13 protein-coding genes are annotated in these 19,928 nt (G+C 40.7%); 7 read left to right on the forward strand and 6 right to left on the reverse strand.

All coding sequences use genetic code 11. The features are described 5' to 3' along the window. Positions 1-48 precede the first annotated feature (48 nt). On the reverse strand, positions 49-648 hold the full coding sequence (locus tag AC4IFO_RS05710) for an FMN-dependent NADH-azoreductase (RefSeq protein WP_490732553.1): 600 nt from the start codon (positions 646-648) through the stop codon (positions 49-51). A gap of 214 nt (positions 649-862) precedes the next feature. Between AC4IFO_RS05710 and hrpA the strand changes: the two genes are divergently transcribed. After that, positions 863-4,762, forward strand: a complete 3,900-nt coding sequence (gene hrpA, locus AC4IFO_RS05715; protein WP_490732555.1) for an ATP-dependent RNA helicase HrpA — start codon at positions 863-865, stop codon at positions 4,760-4,762. Positions 4,763-5,046: 284 nt separating this feature from the next. Here hrpA and AC4IFO_RS05720 read toward each other — a convergent pair whose 3' ends face one another. Then, positions 5,047-6,387, reverse strand: coding sequence for a basic amino acid/polyamine antiporter (locus tag AC4IFO_RS05720; protein ID WP_490732835.1), 1,341 nt, complete (start codon positions 6,385-6,387; stop codon positions 5,047-5,049). Positions 6,388-6,749: 362 nt separating this feature from the next. Next, on the reverse strand, positions 6,750-7,700 hold the full coding sequence (gene ydgH, locus AC4IFO_RS05725; protein WP_490732557.1) for a DUF1471 family protein YdgH: 951 nt from the start codon (positions 7,698-7,700) through the stop codon (positions 6,750-6,752). A 389-nt stretch (positions 7,701-8,089) separates the two neighbouring features. Here ydgH and pntA point away from each other — a divergent pair, with 389 nt between their 5' ends. Then, on the forward strand, positions 8,090-9,619 hold the full coding sequence (pntA, locus tag AC4IFO_RS05730; RefSeq protein ID WP_490732559.1) for a Re/Si-specific NAD(P)(+) transhydrogenase subunit alpha: 1,530 nt from the start codon (positions 8,090-8,092) through the stop codon (positions 9,617-9,619). 13 nt (positions 9,620-9,632) lie between these two features. Beyond that, the gene (gene pntB / locus AC4IFO_RS05735; RefSeq protein WP_490732837.1) at positions 9,633-11,021 is read left to right on the forward strand and encodes a Re/Si-specific NAD(P)(+) transhydrogenase subunit beta; all 1,389 of its coding nucleotides are present in this window, start codon (positions 9,633-9,635) and stop codon (positions 11,019-11,021) included. A 62-nt stretch (positions 11,022-11,083) separates the two neighbouring features. On the opposite strand, the gene AC4IFO_RS05740 is transcribed toward pntB, so the two are convergent. Then, positions 11,084-12,283, reverse strand: a complete 1,200-nt coding sequence (locus AC4IFO_RS05740) for an MFS transporter (protein ID WP_490732561.1) — start codon at positions 12,281-12,283, stop codon at positions 11,084-11,086. Positions 12,284-12,451: 168 nt separating this feature from the next. Between AC4IFO_RS05740 and AC4IFO_RS05745 the strand changes: the two genes are divergently transcribed. Beyond that, positions 12,452-13,072: a TetR/AcrR family transcriptional regulator gene (locus AC4IFO_RS05745; RefSeq protein ID WP_490732563.1), complete on the forward strand. Its 621-nt coding sequence runs from the start codon at positions 12,452-12,454 to the stop codon at positions 13,070-13,072. A 61-nt stretch (positions 13,073-13,133) separates the two neighbouring features. Here the strand turns inward: AC4IFO_RS05745 and uspE are convergent, their stop codons facing one another. Both uspE and fnr read right to left on the reverse strand, forming a co-directional pair. Continuing rightward, the gene (gene uspE / locus AC4IFO_RS05750) at positions 13,134-14,084 is read right to left on the reverse strand and encodes a universal stress protein UspE (protein ID WP_490732565.1); all 951 of its coding nucleotides are present in this window, start codon (positions 14,082-14,084) and stop codon (positions 13,134-13,136) included. Between the two features lie 125 nt (positions 14,085-14,209). Further along, positions 14,210-14,965: a fumarate/nitrate reduction transcriptional regulator Fnr gene (fnr, locus tag AC4IFO_RS05755; protein ID WP_068443675.1), complete on the reverse strand. Its 756-nt coding sequence runs from the start codon at positions 14,963-14,965 to the stop codon at positions 14,210-14,212. Between the two features lie 364 nt (positions 14,966-15,329). Here fnr and AC4IFO_RS05760 point away from each other — a divergent pair, with 364 nt between their 5' ends. The 3 genes from AC4IFO_RS05760 (at position 15,330) to tyrP (ending at position 19,912) form a co-directional block, all read left to right on the forward strand. Further along, complete coding sequence (locus tag AC4IFO_RS05760; RefSeq protein ID WP_490732839.1) at positions 15,330-16,340, forward strand: NAD(P)H-quinone oxidoreductase; 1,011 nt, start codon at positions 15,330-15,332, stop codon at positions 16,338-16,340. 402 nt (positions 16,341-16,742) lie between these two features. Further along, a complete protein-coding gene (locus AC4IFO_RS05765; protein ID WP_490732567.1) occupies positions 16,743-18,686 on the forward strand; it encodes a pyridoxal phosphate-dependent decarboxylase family protein in 1,944 nt (647 codons plus the stop codon). A 77-nt stretch (positions 18,687-18,763) separates the two neighbouring features. Beyond that, complete coding sequence (tyrP, locus tag AC4IFO_RS05770) at positions 18,764-19,912, forward strand: tyrosine transporter TyrP (RefSeq protein ID WP_490732569.1); 1,149 nt, start codon at positions 18,764-18,766, stop codon at positions 19,910-19,912. Positions 19,913-19,928 lie beyond the last annotated feature (16 nt).

Genomic DNA, 19,928 nt, shown 5'->3' on the forward strand with positions numbered 1-19,928 from the left:
AGTGCGCAAAGTATAACAAAGGTAGCTTAGGTTGTTTTGATGATTGATTTAGTCAACAAGCTTATCAATATGTAGTTGAGCTTGTTCGTGAGCTTTTTCTACTGAATCAGTGCCTAAAGCGGTACCTTCAGCAAAAATAAATTCAACATCCTTAATGCCCAGGAAATTTAAAAATAAAGTCATATAAGGCACCATGGTATCTGCTGGAGTGTCTTTATATATTCCACCACGGCTTGTTAAAACAAATGCACGTTTATTTTCCAGCAAACCGACAGAACCTTGTTCGGTATACTTAAAGGTATGGCCTGATCTGGCAATAAAATCAAAGTAATGCTTTAAGTGTGAAGAAATCGTAAAGTTATACATTGGCGCAGCAATGACAATGACATCGTGTGCTTTTATTTCTTCAATTAATGTATTAGACAGGTCTAAATGTGCTTGTTGTTGCTCAGTTTTCGTGTCACTAGGGCCAAAAGCTGCTAAAATTTCACCATCAATGGCAGGGATCGGCTCATTGACGAGATCTCGAACAGTCACTGCGTCCTCAGGGTTCTTTTCTTGCCATTGTTGAATAAAGTAATCGGCCATTTTATTGCTTTGAGAGTAGTCTGCCAGAATACTTGATTTCAATAGTAATACGTTACTCATTGTAGTCCTTAAATTTATTGATATTGCTTTACGTATAATCATACGTGATACATAACTGATTGATAGAAAGAAAATTAGACTGCCTTCTTCAAAAAAATTGATGGTATTTTTTATGTGATAACAACAACTAAAAACTAAAACGAAATATTGTTGCTAAACGACGAAGTACAAGGCCGTCGTGCATTATAATTGATTAAAAATAAGGGTTTAAAGCGTGAAATCCATACTGACGGCATTAGATGCTGAAATAGGACAAACTTCACTGCGTGATCAGTGGTTATTGAGAAAAAGAATTCATGGTATTGCAAAAATTCGTGATGAAAAATCGCGTAGTGCGGTACTGGATGCTATTAAGGCAGATATCGAATCAGCGAAACAGAAAGTTGCGGTTAAAAAACTCAATCCACCTAAAATTGTTTACCCAGATAACCTTCCTGTTAGCCAAAAGAAAGATGCCATATTAGAGGCAATTAAAAAGCATCAAGTGGTCATTATTGCGGGTGAAACAGGGTCAGGAAAAACAACGCAGATCCCGAAAATTTGCCTTGAACTAGGCCGTGGTATCCAAGGTTTTATTGGCCATACACAGCCGAGACGACTGGCTGCACGTTCAGTTGCGACGCGTCTTGCACATGAGTTAGAGTGCGAACTTGGTACAAATGTGGGCTATAAGGTGCGTTTTAGTGACCAAGTTAGCGAATCAACTCAAGTCAAACTCATGACCGACGGGATTTTGCTGGCGGAATTACAAAATGACAAATTGCTCTTGCAATATGACACCATCATCATTGACGAGGCTCATGAAAGAAGTTTAAACATTGATTTCATCTTAGGTTACCTTCGCCAGTTATTGCCAAGGCGCCCTGATTTAAAAGTTATCATTACTTCTGCAACCATTGATCCTGAACGTTTTTCTAAACACTTTAACCATGCACCTATTGTCGAGGTTTCAGGGCGCACTTACCCAGTTGAGGTACGTTATCGACCAATTATGGGGGATGATAACGATAGTGAACGTGACCAAATTGATGGGATCATTGATGCAGTTAATGAGCTCTCTGTTGAAGGCCATGGCGATATCTTGATTTTCATGAGCGGTGAGCGGGAAATTCGTGATACTGCGGATGCATTATCTAAATTATCATTGCGTCATACTGAAATTTTGCCATTATTTGCAAGGTTGTCCAATAGCGAGCAGAACCGAATTTTTCATCCTCACGGTGGGCGTCGTATTATTTTAGCAACTAACGTTGCGGAAACGTCACTTACTGTACCTGGCATCAAATATGTTATTGATACTGGTTATGCGCGAATTAGCCGTTATAGTTACCGAACAAAAGTTCAGCGCTTACCAGTTGAGGCGGTTTCTCAAGCTTCAGCAAATCAGCGAAAAGGCCGCTGTGGGCGTGTTTCAGATGGTATTTGCATTCGGTTATATTCAGAGGAAGACTTCCTTTCTCGCCCTGAATTTACCGATCCTGAAATCCTAAGAACTAATTTAGCTTCCGTTATTTTGCAAATGACCTCGATAGGATTGGGGGATATTGCCGCATTTCCATTTGTTGAAGCGCCGGATAAGCGCAATATTCAAGATGGGGTGAAGTTGCTCGAAGAGCTAGGTGGTATTAAACCGCATAAACAAGTGGATAAAGGTTATCAACTTACGGATACCGGTCGACAACTCGCACAATTGCCAGTCGATCCTCGGTTGGCTCGTATGGTGATTGAGGCGCGAAAACACGGTGCAGTGCGTGAAACGATGGTTATTGTATCGGCATTATCGATTCAAGATCCAAGAGAGCGCCCATTAGATAAGCAGCAGGCTTCTGATGAAAAGCACCGTCGCTTTCATGATAAGCAATCGGATTTTATGGCGTTTTTGAACCTTTGGGATTATCTCAAAGAGCAACAAACACAGCTTTCGAATGCACAATTTCGCAAAATGTGTCGCCAAGATTTTCTAAATTACTTACGTATTCGTGAGTGGCAGGATCTTTATACTCAGCTACGTCAAGTGGTGAAAGAACAAGGTTTTGCAATTAACAGTGCTGAAGCAGATTTTCGCGGTATTCATGTCTCATTATTGTCAGGCTTGCTCTCGCACATTGGGCAAAAAGATGCTGATAAACATGAGTTTACTGGGGCACGAAATGCGCGTTTCACCATCTTCCCGGGCTCAGGTTTATTTAAGAAGCCGCCGAAATGGGCTATGGTTGCAGAGTTAGTTGAAACATCGAAATTATGGGGGCGTATAGCGGCTTCTATTGATGTTGAATGGGTGGAGCCTCTCGCTGGGCACTTAACCAAGCACAATTACAGTGAGCCACATTGGTCAAAATCAGAAGGTGCGGTCATGGCATCTGAAAAAGTGACGTTATATGGCTTGCCAATTGTCGCATCACGGCAAGTGAATTATGGCAATATTGACCCACTGCTGTGCCGTGAGTTATTTATTCGCCACGCCTTGGTTGAAGGGGATTGGTCAACACGTCATGCATTCTTTAAAGAAAACCTGAAATTGCTCTCAGAAGTTGAAGATTTAGAACATAAATCTCGACGCCGCGATATCCTTGTTGATGATGAAACTCTGTTTGCTTTTTACGACCAACGTATTCCAAACGATGTGATTTCATCCCGTCACTTTGATAATTGGTGGAAAACAGCGTCAAAACAGCAAGCTGATTTGCTGAATTTTGAAAAGAGCATGTTAATCAAGGAGGATGCAGGAAATGTTTCTGCGCTTGATTATCCTAATTATTGGTATCAAGGGGATTTAAAATTCCGTTTAAGCTATCAATTTGAACCAGGAACAGATGCAGATGGGGTGACGGTACATATTCCATTGGCAATTTTAAATCAGGTGCAAAATATTGGGTTTGATTGGCAGGTACCGGGCTTGCGCCATGAGCTGATTGTCGCGTTAATTAAATCATTACCTAAGCCTATCAGAAGGAACTTTGTTCCTGCACCTAATTATGCATCAGCTTTTCTTGAGCGTGTCCCCGAGCCTGACGGAAATGTATTAGATAAGCTGGAAAAAGAGCTGCGCAGAATGACGGGTGTCACCGTTGATCGTGATGCGTGGCAACTTGACCAGCTTCCTGTGCACTTAAAAATGACGTATCGCGTGATTGGTGAAAAAAATAAAACCATCGCGGAAGGACAAGACCTTGATATTCTAAAAAACAACTTAAAAGAAAAAGTACAAGAAACGCTTTCTGAGGTTGTTGACGATGGTATTGAGCAATCAGGTTTACACATCTGGAGTTTTGGTGAACTGCCTCAACGTTATGAACAAAAACGGGGCGGTTATTCAGTGAAAGCCTACCCAGCGTTGGTTGACGAAAAAAATAGTGTCGGTATTCGGGTATTTGAAACAGAATTTGAGCAGCAACAAGCCATGTGGAGTGGTGTTCGTCGGTTATTATTGCTTAATATTCCTTCACCTATTAAATACTTACATGAAAAATTACCCAATAAATCTAAATTAGGTTTGTACTTTAACCCATATGGAAAGGTATTGGACCTCATTGACGATTGTATCGCTTGCGGTGTCGATCAACTGATAGCTAACTTTGGTGGCGCGGTGTGGGATGAAACGCAATTTGAGAAACTCAAAGAGTTTGCCCGAGCTGAGCTTAATGATGTAGTCGTTAATATTGCGAAGCAAGTTGAGCAAATTCTTAGTGCCGTGTTTGCCATTAATAAACGCTTAAAAGGGCGGGTTGATTTTTCCATGGCGTTAGCGCTTTCTGATTTAAAAGCACAGATGGGCAACTTAGTCTTTAAAGGGTTTGTTACTGCGCATGGCTGGAAGCGTTTACCTGACGTACTGCGTTATTTAAATGGTATTGAACGCCGCCTTGAAAAATTGGCGATTGACCCAAACCGTGATCGCGCACAAATGAGTAAAGTTGAGCATGTGCAAAACATGTGGCAACAATGGTTAGCCAAACTTTCACCCATTCAAAAGAATATGCCGGAAGTACAGGAAATTCGCTGGATGATTGAAGAGCTACGCATAAGTTTATTTGCTCAACAATTAGGAACGCCATACCCAATTTCAGACAAGCGAATTATTCAAACGATGGAAAGTTTGTCGCAAAAACTCTAGTATTTTTTGAAGTTAGATAAATAAAACCGTTTTGGGCTTAATAGCTTGAAGCGGTTTTTTTATAGTTAATGGTATTAAATTTCCATTTAGTTACAACATACTATTTGTTTGGTAAAAACCAGACACATTTGAGTCAATACAACAGTTTTAGCTCACTAAGTGAAAATGGGAAATAACGTGAGGTCACGAGTGGGAGGTTTGAGTGAATAGAGGGGGAGATGCTATATGAGAGGTTTGTATTGAAAGGTGGTGAGCAAGGAGGGCTGAGACCCTCCTTTTGCCTATTAAGCAACTAAATAATAAAGAGCTGGTAGTGCTGTGATCATAATGGCGAATGCTATGGTAGTCTCAATGACTTTCAATGGGGCTTTGTTGGATTGCTGTTGGCGTGCATAGTAAAAGACCAATATCCCCGGTGCGTATAACACAACAGACAACATGAGATTAATTAACCCTGAGGCATACAACAGCCATAGGCCGTAAACACTCGCGACAAATCCAACCATTAACAGTGCTTTGCTGTGTCTTTCAAAAGCAACCTTCATTAAGAATGCACCGACCAGAAAATATGGCACTAAAATCATCTCAGAGGCAATTGTTAGTAGTGTATTGTAATTGCTGCCGCTAAGCCAAATTAACACCAATGATAGCTGTACAGCACCGTTTGTTAACCATAAAGATGAAGAGGGGGCATCATTTTTATTCAGCTTATTGAAGATTTTTGGGAAGGACTGATATTGCGCTGCAATATAAGGCACTTCAGCGGCCATAATAGTCCAACTCAGATAAGCCCCACAAACCGAGATAATTAACCCAGCAGCGATGATGATATCACCGCTAGACCCTATCAAATTAACCATCAAAGTGGCCATTGATGGGTTTTTAATTTCAGCCAATTCAGCACGAGGCATAATGCCTAGTGATAATAACGTGACAAGTATATAAATAATGAGGGCAGAGCTAACTGCAAAGATGGTTGCTAATCCCACATCTCGGCGGTTTCTGGCGCGGGCGGAAACGACAACAGCGCCTTCGATACCAATAAATACCCAAAGGGTGATTAACATGGTGTCTTTAACCTGTTCCCAAACTGGCATTTTAAGTTCAATCCCAGTGAAATCAGCATTAAAAACATCCAATTTAAATGCAAAAAAAGCCAAGACGATAAATAATCCAAGTGGGACTAATTTTGCCATGGTAGCTAATTTATTGATGCCAGCTGCTGTTTGTACGCCACGTAGAACCAAATAATGGACAAACCATAGCAGGATAGATTCACCTATCAATGCTTGCCATGTATTACCATCACCAAAAATAATGTTGTCAGGAGTATCGGTGAAAAAACTGATCGCCGCAAAAACGATAACTAAGTAGGAAACGTTGGCCACAACGGCACAAAGCCAGTAACCCCACGCGGAGCAAAAACCAACAAGCTCACCAAAGCCAACTTTTGCGTAGGTAAAAATGCCCCCATCAAGATCAGGACGAATGCGTGATAGCAATAAAAGGGCAAATGCGAGAAATAAGATACCAACGCCTGTAATAGACCAACCAATGATTAATGCCAGTGGGCTAGCCACTTCAGCCATATTCTGAGGAAGACTAAATACACCTGCACCAACCATTGAACTAAGAACAAGGGCAGTTAACGCAGTAAGGCTTAACGTATTTTTCAAAGTAAATCCTGAATGTTCAACAATCAAAAGTTAAAATGACGTTAAAACGTCATTGTAGTAATAAGTTTAACTAATAGCTTTCAATAATCCAGTGAGATTGACTGCTATAATTTGAGTGGTGGATTCTACGAATGAAATGGCCGTTATGCAATGGGAAAATATGCATTTTATCAGGTGATTTATTCACTTTTGAGTTAATCGTGAAAAAGGGAGGAAAGAAATGGGATAAAGGGCGAGGGAGAGGAGCAATCAAGGGTGAAAAAAAACCAGCCTAGGAACGTAGACTGGTTTTTATATGTGAGAACTATTTATTATTTAAATAGGTCTGCACTAATGGTCACACTGCCACCATTAGACTGCCATTCTCTTGTAATATGGAAATATTTTGCACCTTTAGCTTCTGCACGTTTCGCAATTTGATAACGTACTTCAGGGGTATTGGTGTAATAACCAGAGAATGTGATTGAGTCAAATGGAACCATCTGCGCAGCAGCGGTTTTATTAACTTCTTCAATTACATAGCCACTTGGTAAAGTGACACTAGTACGGCCCGGTTGGCTACTTGAAGTTTCGAAGAAACGACCAACCGCGGTTGTTGGTTCTTCTGATGAAGCAACCCCTGGGATACGTACTTTTTTAGCAGCTTCGCCACCTTCAGCTAACAGAGCACGCCCTGCATCTGAATCAGCTGGTACAACAGCTTCTTCGTTAAGAACTTGGCGTTTTGGCGCATCTTTCTTATAGATATAAGCGGTTGCTAATGTATTTCCGCCATCATTCATTGCAATATTGCGAACAACGTAGAATGAAGCAGCATTCTTTTCGAGTGCTTTTTTCGCGATGGCTTCATATAAGTCTGGCTGGGAAGGGTAAAAACCACTTACAGTAACAGTATCGAAAGGTTCGTACTGAGCTGCATCAGTTTTAGACATTTCTTCAACACCACCGAATATACGGCGTTTTGGCTCATCGACACTTGGTGCATCTTTGGCATAGACATCAGCCACAACACGCATGTTGCCACTATCACCTATATCATCAAGGCTTTGAATGTAAAAGGCATATGCCCCCATTTTATCAGCCCTACGGGAGACGGCATCGGATGCTTCATAGATAGCATTAAAGCGCCCTGTGACTGTTATACGCTCATAAGGTTTTAATTCAGTAGCCTGTTTTGGCGTCAACTCAACAGCCGCCTGAGTAGCAGTTATACTTGTTAATGATAACACCGCGGCTGCGATGACCGTAGTTTTCAGCTTCATACAAAATCCTTCCGCCTTGCGCAATTTATTATAATAAACGTGCTGAATCTTAGTTGTATCACATGTAGGTGATTATTACACGTAACTGAACCTGTTGTCTCATGATTTTCTTTTTATAAGAAATAAATAATTATTGACTAGTCAAATTTACCAGATTTTTTAAAGTATCCAGTATTTTATTGACCTAAAACTAAGATTTTCACTGTGAATTCCATTTACTGTCTAAGAATCGTGATCAATTATGGATCAAGAAGCATATTTTCAGTAGGTTATTAGAACATTTAAAATCTGTTTTATGCACAAAATAAGACTTTTCTCTGTGATGATGGTCATTATTTTAGCAAGCACCCTATAAACAACATTACATTAGGCTTTAAAAAGGGAACATTATGCGTATTGGTATACCAAGAGAACGACTTGCCAATGAAGCGCGTGTTGCAGCTACACCTTCAACAGTTACACAACTTCTCAAGTTGGGTTTTTCTGTTTGTGTAGAGCAAAATGCAGGACATTTAGCCAGTTTTGATGATATTGCCTACGAGCAAGCTGGGGCGGAGATTGTCGATCGTGACACAGCCTTTGCCGCGGATATTGTTTTTAAAGTCAACGCACCATTTGAAGATGAAATCCCTCTGTTACAAGAAGGGGCTACACTGGTGAGTTTCATCTGGCCAGCACAGAATGCTGAGCTAATGGAAGCTTTAAAAGCACGTAATATCAACGTGATGGCAATTGATGCAGTACCTCGTATTTCCCGTGCACAATCACTGGATGCGCTAAGTTCAATGGCAAATATTGCAGGGTATCGCGCCATTGTTGAAGCCGCACATGAATTTGGACGTTTTTTTACTGGGCAAATAACTGCGGCAGGTAAAGTGCCACCAGCGAAGGTGATGATCATCGGCGCTGGGGTGGCAGGGCTTGCTGCGATTGGTGCAGCTGGCAGCCTTGGCGCGATTGTGCGTGCATTTGATACGCGCCCAGAGGTGAAAGAGCAAGTTCAAAGTATGGGCGCGGAATTCCTTGAATTAGATTTCAAAGAAGATGCGGGCAGCGGTGATGGCTATGCAAAAGTGATGTCTGAAGCCTTTATTAAGGCGGAGATGGAACTGTTTGCAGCTCAAGCAAAAGACGTTGATATTATTGTGACGACAGCGTTGATCCCAGGTAAGCCAGCACCAAAATTGATCACTAAAGAAATGGTTGAATCAATGAAGCCGGGCAGTGTTATCGTGGATTTAGCGGCACAAACGGGCGGAAACTGCGAATTAACACAAGCGGATAAACTCGTTGTTACTGATAACGGCGTTAAAATTATTGGTTACACTGATTTACCAAGTCGTTTACCAACACAATCCTCACAGTTATACGGCACCAACCTTGTTAACTTGATGAAACTCCTCTGCAAAGAAAAAGATGGTGAAATTAATATTGATTTCGATGATCTGGTTATTCGCGGTGTGACAGTCATCAAGCAAGGTGAAATCACTTGGCCCGCACCACCAATTCAAGTATCTGCACAACCGCAGGCGAAACCGAAAGCGGTGGAGAAAGTTAAAGCGCCTGAGAAGAAAATGTCGCCAGCGTTGAAATATGGTTTGATGGCATTAGCTATCATCCTTTTTGGCTGGTTTGCAAATTCTGCACCAAAAGAGTTTTTATCACACTTTACGGTATTCGCGCTTGCATGCGTGGTGGGTTACTACGTGGTTTGGAACGTGACACACGCGTTGCACACACCATTGATGTCAGTCACCAATGCGATTTCAGGGATCATTGTTGTTGGTGCGTTACTGCAAATTGGCAGTGGTGGCTGGGTAAGCTTCTTATCCTTTATTGCCATATTGATCGCTAGTATCAATATTTTCGGTGGGTTCACAGTAACTCAACGCATGTTAAAAATGTTTCGTAAAGGGTAAGGGGTAACTTATGTTGTCGAGTGGAATTGTGACAGCGGCGTACATTGTTGCTGCTATCCTATTTATTTTCAGCCTAGCAGGGCTATCACGCCATGAAAGTTCCCAACGTGGGAACACGTATGGTGTGGTCGGTATGGCTATTGCGCTCATCGCCACCATTTTGGGGCCTCACAGTGCTAATGTAGGCTGGATGATCGTTGCAATGGTTATTGGTGCCGTGATTGGTATTCGTTTAGCGAAAAAAGTTGAAATGACGGAAATGCCTGAACTGGTTGCTATTTTGCATAGCTTCGTCGGTTTAGCGGCAGTGCTAGTAGGCTTTAACAGCTTTATCGCGAGTGAAGGCCATGCTGATGTCGTCATGGAAAACATTCATTTAACCGAAGTTTTCTTAGGTATCTTCATCGGTGCAGTAACCTTTACGGGCTCTGTTGTCGCTTACGGTAAGCTGTCAGGCAAAATGTCATCGAAACCGATGATGCTGCCAAATCGCCATAAACTTAACTTAGCGGCACTGGTTGTTTCATTTATCTTACTCGTGATTTTCGTTAAGACTCAAAGCGTTGGCTTGCAAGTGTTCTTAATGTTAATCATGACCGTGATTGCATTAGCTTTTGGTTGGCACTTAGTGGCCTCTATCGGCGGTGCAGACATGCCAGTGGTTGTTTCGATGCTGAATTCATACTCAGGTTGGGCAGCGGCGGCGGCAGGTTTCATGCTAAGCAATGACTTGCTGATTGTCACAGGGGCATTAGTTGGTTCATCCGGTGCTATTCTGTCTTACATTATGTGTAAGGCAATGAATCGTTCATTCTTCAGTGTGATAGCGGGGGGCTTTGGTACAGATGGCTCTTCAACAGGTTCTGAAGAAGAAATGGGTGAGTACCGTGAAAGCACCGCTGAAGAAGTTGCTGAAATGTTGAAAAATTCAACGTCTGTGATCATCACTCCGGGCTACGGCATGGCAGTTGCTCAAGCACAGTACCCAGTTGCGGATATTACAACTAAACTGCGCGAGCGCGGTATTAATGTCCGTTTTGGTATTCACCCAGTTGCAGGGCGTTTGCCAGGCCATATGAATGTGTTACTGGCTGAAGCCAAAGTTCCATATGATATTGTTTTGGAAATGGATGAAATCAATGACGATTTCTCTAACACTGATACAGTATTGGTTATTGGGGCGAATGATACGGTCAACCCAGCAGCGCAAGAAGATCCAAATAGCCCAATTGCAGGTATGCCTGTACTGGAAGTTTGGAAAGCGAATAATGTGATTGTATTTAAACGTTCAATGAATACGGGATATGCTGGTGTGCAAAACCCATTGTTCTTTAAAGAAAATACACAAATGTTGTTTGGTGATGCGAAAGACAGCGTCGATGCTATCTTACGTGCATTATAATCACTAAATAATTAAGTCGTCTTGTGGGGTTATTGGCCAATGCCAGTAACCCCATTTTTTAATTATTTATCACTGCAAAAGCGAGCACAGTTGGTTAAACCGCGTGCAAAAGTAAAGACTAATAAGAATGCAAGTGCTGCGATCGTCAACATACTTGCCATTAAAACGCCACCATCGAAGTGATCCATCACATACCCGCCAACTAAGCTACCAATAGTAATTAAAATCAAGAACATAAAGGTAATTAGTGCCGAGCCTTTTTCTGTTAATTCAGGTACATGCACATGCATCCACATATTGATGGTGGCAGGAACCATCCCAGCCGCTACACCCCATGAAAAAACAAATATGACACTGGTTGCCCAATTAAAATCTAAAACTGATAGCGCTAAAAAGGCTAAGGCTAGCAGTAATGCACTGATGGCAAAGTTATAGCGAACGTTATATTTCCCCACGTAACCCGCTAAAATATTGCCTACCACGCTCGCGAGACCAAAAAATAGTAATAGTGCAGAAATTTGCCCCTCAGCAAACCCAGCGGTTTGTTTGAAAAACACGGTAAAATAGTTATAAGCCGAAAAATGCGCTAAGAAAATCAACGTGAATATCACCAGCCCTTTACGTGCGATAGGGTGTGATGGCATGAGTAATAACTCATTCCACTGCATTGATGATGACGGTTTCAACGAAGGTAACGAAAAATATTGCATTAATAGCGCTGCAATACCCGCAATAACTAATGCGATGTAAGGCATTCTCCAACCGTAATTGTCAGATAACAATGCACCTAATGGAACGCCGATGACGGTGACTAATGTTACCGCGGAAAAGAATATCGTCACTGATGTGGTAATTGCCATATTTTTAGGCGCTAAGCGGATCACTAGGCCAGCCGCAACGCCCCAAAAACCACCTAATGCGATACCTAGCGCAAATCGGCCTAATAAAACTAAACTAAAACTGGATGCAAACGCGGTGATTGCATTGGCAAATATCATCAGTGCAACCAAAAAGAGTAATACTTGGCGCCTATCGATATTTTTTGCATAAATTGGCACAAACAGAGCTGAAACCATCCCCGCAATAGAGGTGACAGTGACGGTAAGACCTGCAGTTCCCGTTGATATTTGAAAATCGCTAGCGATATCATTTAGCACGCTAATGGCTAAAAATTCACCAGTAACAATAATGAAGCAGGCAAACGTTGCAGATAATAGTGAAAGCCAGTTACCATTGTGCGACGAAAGATTAATTGTTGTCATGTGCTTTCCATGGAAAATTGAGTAATATGTAAAAATATAATTTTATAGTGACCGCTATAAAATTATTACGCTATTCTTTATACTTATTTAATCGCTGTCAATTATTTTTATAGTGATCGTTATGAAATAGTTGTGCTACAGTATATTGATTACTGGTGAAGTGAGAATATGAAACCGACAAAACGTGGGCGGCCCAAGGGGTTTGACCAACAGGACGCATTAGAAAAGGCCATGTTATTATTTTGGCAAAATGGTTATGTGGCGACATCGATTAGTGACCTAACGCAAGCGCTAGGCATCACTGCGCCCAGCCTTTATTGCGCGTTTGGTGATAAAGCGTCGCTGTTTAATCAATGCATTGATTACTATTTAACTAACGAAGCATGCCCAATTTTATCTATCGTTAAGCAAGCGAAAACAGCCAAGGTGGCGATAGAGTTGTTGATGTATGAAAGTGCTAAAAAACTTATTCAACCAGGTAAACCAGCGGGTTGTATGTTGATTACAGCCACGATGAATGGTTCTAAGCAAATAGAAGATGTGCAATTAAGTGTGCAAGAAAAGCGCAAAAGTTACCAAGAAATTTTGTTGCAGCGTATGCAAAAAGGGATTGAAGATGGTGATGTTGCGCCTGATGCCCCCATTCATGCCATTGTGGATTTTTATATTACGGTGATTGATGGTTTTACCATCCAAGCTTGTGATGGTATTGAGTTAGAAAGACTGAACCAAGTTATTTTTAATGCGATGCAGGCGTGGCCGTTGCTCAATACAAGTCTACAACAATAATGCCTTTAAATAGAAAACCCCCAATGAATGGGGGTAATAACGTTATATTTTAGGCAATAGATTAATCGTCATCATCAGCGACGTTAATCGGGCACACAAAACCATCCGGTTTTATTGCCAATAAGTCACATTTCAGCTTATCGATAACGTGCTCAGCCGTATTTCCTAAGAATGCCGCGGATAGGCCTGTGCGGCCTAAAATACCAAGTACAACCACACCAGCTTGTAATTCCTCACACATTTCAGGAATGATTTTTTCCGGTAACCCTTCGCGAACATGAGTGTATTTCTCATCGATACTGAATTTTTGCCTTAATTCTTTCATGGCAATGAGATGCTGGCCCCGTAACGCATTGTTATACAGGCTAGGATCAAAGTCTGGAAGTTCAATCGCGATATTCATCGGTGCGACAGGGTAGGCGCTGACAAGATGAATTTCTTGTTCCTTAATAATGCGCGTCGCTAAATCACGCGTTTTTTCGACTAACTTAATATTTAAGTCGTCGTGGTAGGATTCTTCATTGGATAAATTAACTGCAACTACCACTGAGCCATGATCAGGCCAGACCTTATCTTTTACCATCCACACCGGAGATGGACATTTTCTGAGTAAATGCCAATCTAAAGGGGTGAAAATTATCGATTCAAAATTATCCGTTTGATGCGCCATTTTTAATAACAAGTCATGCTCGCCACTGATGACTTCTTGAATAATGGCTTCATAAGGCTTGTTATGCCAGATCACTTTAATTTCGATATCAATACCCGCTTCGAGGTAGAAGTGGGCTTGCTGTTTAATCCACGCCGCTTTTTGGCTAATGACACCTTTGCGCATCGCATTACGTTCTTCAGGAGAAAGTAATGTCGTCATGTCATAAGATAAATCATAGATAGGTAAAAACGCTTTTATCCGTCCACCATTACGCTGCACGATGTAGACGGCACGTCTTAATGCAGGTTGATCATCCTGATTTGGGTCAATTGCAACTAGCAGGTTTTTATAGTTTGCCATATTGGAGTCCTCTCGATACACGGATATTTCCACATAGATAAACTAAGATATTGGCGTTAAATAGGCAAGAAATCTGGGAAAAAAAACAAAAACGGATCACGGTTAATGTGATCCGTTTGGGGAAGTTAGCAAGTAATTGCTGAAACTTTACCAGCAATATCAGTCAATTTGGTCATATCTTCGATAGTGATATACTTGCCTTTTACGCTAAGCATGCCACTTTTTTGGAAGCGACCTAATAGGCGACTAATAGTTTCAACGGTTAAACCAAGGTAATTACCAATATCGCCACGGGTCATGGTTAATCTGAATTCTCTTGGTGAAAAACCACGTTCAGCGAAACGATGGGAGAGATTAAGAATAAATGCAGCTAAACGCTCTTCTGCATTTTTCTTAGATAATAAAAGGATCATTTCTTGATCGCCTTTAATCTCACCACTCATTAAACGCATGATTTGTTGACGCAGATTAGGCATTTTGCCAGATAAATCATCTAACGTTTCAAATGGAATTTCACAAACCATTGATGTTTCAAGTGCCTGTGCAAAACTTGGGTGCTGTGTATGAATAATGGCATCAAAACCAACGAGATCGCCCGCTAAATGGAAACCTGTGATTTGCTCATCACCTTCTTCAGTTATAGTGTAGCTTTTTATTGTGCCTGAGCGGATGGCATATAAAGAACGTAACTCATCCCCAGCCTTAAATAACGCTTGGCCTTTTTGAATAGGTTTTTTACGCTCAATGATATTATCAAGTTGATCCAGTTCATGTTCATTCAGTGTGAAAGGAATGCAAAGTTGACTAATACTGCAGTCCTGACAATGAATTGCACAACCACCAGACTGGATGCGACGAACAACTCTTTTTTCTGGGATCATATTAAATGCTCAATCAAGTTAAAATTATTGATATGAGTCAATTTTAACATAAGATAAGGCAGCTGGTAAGTAGTAATATATGACAGAATTGGCTAATTAAATAAAATAGCCAGATAAGTGAAGGGCACCAAGTTAGGAAAATTAGACGTTAATGCTAAATTAACGCAGATTACTAAATATTATGTTTGATATAGATTAAATATTAACACCTAAACAATAAAAAGATGACTTATGTCATCATTAGAATTAATACTTAAAAATGCAATTTTAAAGCACGATTCATTAAACTTATTAGCATTAATTTAACACAAAAATAAATTTAAAAATATCAATTTTTCAAATTAACCTCAAAAAGGAGACCATGATGACTCATGTTCAACAGCCTTTACCAATCACAATGACCGTTGTGGATATTATTGAACCAGGTGGCCCTGAAAAATTGCAATTAATTGAAAAACCACTGCCCAGAATTTCTGCAGGATATTTACTTGTTAAGGTAGAAGCCGCTGGAGTTAATCGTCCCGATATCTTTCAGCGAAAAGGCTCTTACCCACCACCCGCGGATGCGTCTCCAATTATGGGGTTGGAAATCGCAGGAACGGTTGTTGCAAAAGCGGATGATGTCGACAATTGGCAACTGGGTGACTCGCTTTGTGCATTAGTCGCAGGTGGGGGATATGCGGAATATTGCTTAGTGCATAAAGATATTGCATTACCACTAGGGAATTTGTCCTTTATTGACGGTGCTGCCATTCCTGAAAACTTTTTTACTGTCTGGGCAAACATGTGCCAGATTGGCCAACTAAAAAAAGATGAAACGGTGCTTATTCATGGGGGTACATCTGGTATTGGCAGCGTGGCTATCATGATAGCAAAAGCAATAGGCGCTACAGTGATAACGACTGTCGGCTCTGAAGAAAAAGCCAATGTGGCAAAAACCTTAGGCGCAGATTGCATCATTAACTACCGAACTGATGATTTTGTCGAAGCCACACAGAACTTCACATTATCACGCGGTGTAAATATGGTGGTTGATATTATTGGTGGTGATTATGTGGAAAAAAACTATTTAGTCGCTGCAAAATTTGGGCGAATAATTCAAATTGGCATGATGAAAGGAAACCCAGAACGGCTCAACATGATGCCGCTCATGGTTAAACGGTTAACGCACACAGGTTCAACCATGCGCTCACGCTCTATTGATGAAAAAATACAGATTGCGGCAGAGTTAAAAGAGCACATTTTACCTATGTTACAAAACGGTAAAATAAAGCCAATAATTAACAAGTTGTATACGTTATCGCAAGTGAAAGAAGCGCATCAATATATGGAGTCAGGCGATTTAATTGGGAAAATAGTTTTATTAAATAGTTAGTTATGAATGATTGGTTATGAAAGTACGACTTCCCACTGGACTATGGGAAGTCGTTGCAATCAATTTCATTTATAACAAATAATTTACATTATCAAGCTTTTTTAGCGTAAATAACTCTTTACAGCTGAATAATTTTTCATTTTTTGTACCCGCCCACAATTCCAAACAATATTCTGATTAGTTTGTTAATAATTAAATAAAAATGAATTATACCTATAAGTAAGTTGGCCATTAACGGTTTGTTTATCAATAAGTAATACTTAAATGATATTTTAAAATGTATATCATTAATATATTGATATCTTTTATATAAACACAGTCCGTTATGCACTCTCCAATGATATTAAGTGAATAGACTTAAGACAATTAATGTTAATTAGTTGTGAATTGAAGGTGTGTGAAATGCGTAATTTTAACAATTCAAAAATGAATGTAGATGCACTATTTTTAGGTCCAAAATCTGAAAATGCAGTATTTTTCAAAGAGATGATGGAATATTCAGTGATGGAACACATGCATTGGCGTTCAAGTTACCATCCGGAAGACCCTGAGCACATTACAGCTGTAGATCGTTATGCTCCTGAGTATAGAGACACACTGTATCGAACTGAAGGGATCCTCAATCAACTCTCCTCAAAGCTAAAAAGTACATCCGTGCCTTGGTTTTCTCCTCGTTATATGGGGCATATGAATGCCGATACACTGATGGTGTCAAATCTCGCCTATGTAATGGCGATGATGTATAACCCAAACAATTGCACACAAGAAGCTTCGCCGACGACAACTGCCTTAGAACTTGAAGCAGGGTTAGATCTGTGTGCAATGTTTGGTTATGACGTGAACAATGCATGGGGGCACATTACTTCAGGAGGGACAGTTGCAAACTATGAAGGGTTATGGGTGGCTCGAAACCTGAAAAGCTTGCCATTAGCTATTGCTCAACATGAAGAATCTGAGCATTTATTAATGGGGAAATCAGAAAAAGAGCTGCTTAATTTACCGGTGACCGCTGTTTTAGATCTTATTGATGAGCTAAAAAAATCAAATACTTTTGAAGAAGTTAGAGAGTTAACAACCCGAGGTGTAGGTGCGTCACCACAAACATTGGGTAAATTATTAGTCCCCCAATCTAAGCATTATTCATGGATGAAAGCGATGGATATCTTGGGGCTTGGTCAGCAAAACATTGTGCAGCTATCCGTTGATGCAAGCTATCGCACTGATGTGCAGAAAATGCGTGAAACAGTATTTTCATTAATCGAGCAAGGAGAACCTATTCTTGCCGTCGTTGCGGTTGTTGGTACGACAGAAACAGGCGCTATAGATAATGTAAAAGCTGTTATTGATTTACGTCGTGAATGTGAAGAACAATTTGGTGTGTCTTTTTATGTGCATGTCGATGCCGCATATGCAGGTTATGCTTGTGCGATGTTTCGAGATGAAGACAACCAATTTATGGAATATGACGCACTTATTCATCGTTATCATCAGGAAGGTATTTTCCCCAATGATGTTACTTGGCCAAAAGCCGATGTTTATGAAAGCTTTAAAGCACTAAACCAAGCGGACTCGATTACAGTTGATCCTCATAAAGCTGGTTTTATCCCTTATGCAGCGGGAGCCATTTGCATGAAGGATAAGCGCATTGTTGATTTAATTTCTTATCATGCAGCCTATGTTTTTGAAGAAGTTCAAGAAAAACACCGTAAATCAGACAAACAGCAAAATGTTGTTTTAGGTTCATCAATCATGGAAGGTTCGAAAGCAGGCGCAACCGCAGCGGCGGTTTGGGCTGCGCATCGGTTAGTTCCTTTGAATCTTTTAGGGTATGGCAAAGTCCTTGCTGCGGGTATCACTACCACTAACTGGATGATAGAAAAAATCAAACAATGCGAACCATTTGATATTGATGGGCGCAAGTTTACAATTTTTGCGATGCCAGACCCGGATTTCCATATGATTAACTTTATGTTCCGTGAATTAGAGAACCCATCTTTAGAAAAGCAAAATCAATTAAACAAACGGCTTTATGAACTGTGTTCTTATGCAACCGGCCGTAGTTATTCAAACGATTTTTTAACCTCATCTACATCACTCACCTATGAAGAGTATGGTGATAACCCATTGAATCTATGCCGTGATGCTAATTTTTCTGACAGTGAATGGCATAAGGTCAAGTCTGTGTATGTTTTACGATCCGCTGTAATGACCCATTGCTTACGTGATAAGGAGTATTTCGAAAATTACTGGGATGCATTAACCACAATTTTTGAAGAAAAGTTACAGCAACTCGTTGATGAAGAAAATAAAATAAAAAATTCCAATTATAAATTAGCCTCTAATTAATTTGTTAGGATCTCAATATGAAAAATCGCACATTGGGTAGTGTTTTTATCGTTGCAGGCACGACAATAGGTGCTGGGATGTTGGCAATGCCAATCGCAGCTGCGGGTAATGGTTTTTTAGTTAGTTTAGCCATGTTGTTAGCCCTATGGGCTTTGATGTGTTATACCGCGCTTCTATTGGTGGAGGTTTACCAGCATGAATCTTACGAAACAGGGATCGGCAGCGTAGCTCAACGTTATTTAGGCTCGGGTGGTAAATTTATCACTGGTTTTAGCATGATGTTCCTGATGTACGCTTTAACTGCGGCTTATGTGAGTGGTGCGGGCGAAATCATTACGTCAAATCTAAAAAGCAGTTTTTCAGTTGAAATGGCAGATTGGATGGGGATTGTCCTGTTTACGGTAATTGGTGGTGGGGTCGTTTGCTTCGGAACTTCATCCGTCGATTTTATTAACCGCATACTGTTTACTGCAAAAATTATTTTCTTGGTCATTATTTTGGCGCTAATGATGCCACATGTAGAGCAGCAAAATTTGTTGGCAGCGCCAACAGAGAAGGTTCTTATTTTATCTGCAATCCCTGTCTTTTTTACCTCATTTGGTTTTCATGGCAGCGTCCCAAGCATTGTGAAATACATGGGGGGGGACGTCAAAAAGCTGCGAGTTATTTTCATCATTGGTAGTGCCATCCCGCTCATCGCTTATATTTTATGGCAGATAGCAACATTAGGGAGCATTGGAACAACAACGTTTGTGGGCATCTTAGCAGAAAATGCAGGGCTTAATGGATTATTGGATGCAATTAAAGATGTGGCACAATCAGGGCGCACAGAGTTAGTTGCACAAATGTTTATGAGCTTGGCATTGGCAACATCCTTTTTAGGGGTAGCGTTAGGGTTATTTGATTTCTTAGCCGATTTATTTAAGAGGCAAGATAACGCAGCAGGGCGCATACAAACAGGTTTGTTGACGTTTGGGCCTCCTTTAGTATTTGCACTGTTTTATCCGAAAGGATTTGTGATGGCGCTGGGTTATGCGGCAATCGCCTTATCCATTCTTGCTTTATTATTACCAAGCGCAATGGCATTTAAATCACGAACATTAAATCAGCGCCGATACCAAGTATTAGGTGGGCCCATTGGTTTACTCGTCGTGTTTTTATGTGGAATTGTCGTAATTGGTGTTCAACTGGGTATTGTATTTAAAGTTTTACCCGATATCGGTTAACCAGCTATTTTAAAGA

The sequence above is a fragment of the Providencia sp. UF-224 genome, assembly GCF_058245955.1.

Coding starts and splice junctions, on each gene's coding strand:
- AC4IFO_RS05760 (WP_490732839.1), top strand. CDS start 15,330: ATGACTCATGTTCAACAGCCTTTACCAATCACAATGACCGTTGTGGAT.
- tyrP (WP_490732569.1), top strand. CDS start 18,764: ATGTTGGCAATGCCAATCGCAGCTGCGGGTAATGGTTTTTTAGTTAGT.
- ydgH (WP_490732557.1), bottom strand. CDS start 7,700: ATGAAGCTGAAAACTACGGTCATCGCAGCCGCGGTGTTATCATTAACA.
- AC4IFO_RS05740 (WP_490732561.1), bottom strand. CDS start 12,283: ATGACAACAATTAATCTTTCGTCGCACAATGGTAACTGGCTTTCACTA.
- AC4IFO_RS05710 (WP_490732553.1), bottom strand. CDS start 648: ATGAGTAACGTATTACTATTGAAATCAAGTATTCTGGCAGACTACTCT.
- pntA (WP_490732559.1), top strand. CDS start 8,090: ATGCGTATTGGTATACCAAGAGAACGACTTGCCAATGAAGCGCGTGTT.
- AC4IFO_RS05765 (WP_490732567.1), top strand. CDS start 16,743: ATGCGTAATTTTAACAATTCAAAAATGAATGTAGATGCACTATTTTTA.
- uspE (WP_490732565.1), bottom strand. CDS start 14,084: ATGGCAAACTATAAAAACCTGCTAGTTGCAATTGACCCAAATCAGGAT.
- AC4IFO_RS05745 (WP_490732563.1), top strand. CDS start 12,452: ATGAAACCGACAAAACGTGGGCGGCCCAAGGGGTTTGACCAACAGGAC.
- AC4IFO_RS05720 (WP_490732835.1), bottom strand. CDS start 6,387: ATGGTTGGTGCAGGTGTATTTAGTCTTCCTCAGAATATGGCTGAAGTG.
- fnr (WP_068443675.1), bottom strand. CDS start 14,965: ATGATCCCAGAAAAAAGAGTTGTTCGTCGCATCCAGTCTGGTGGTTGT.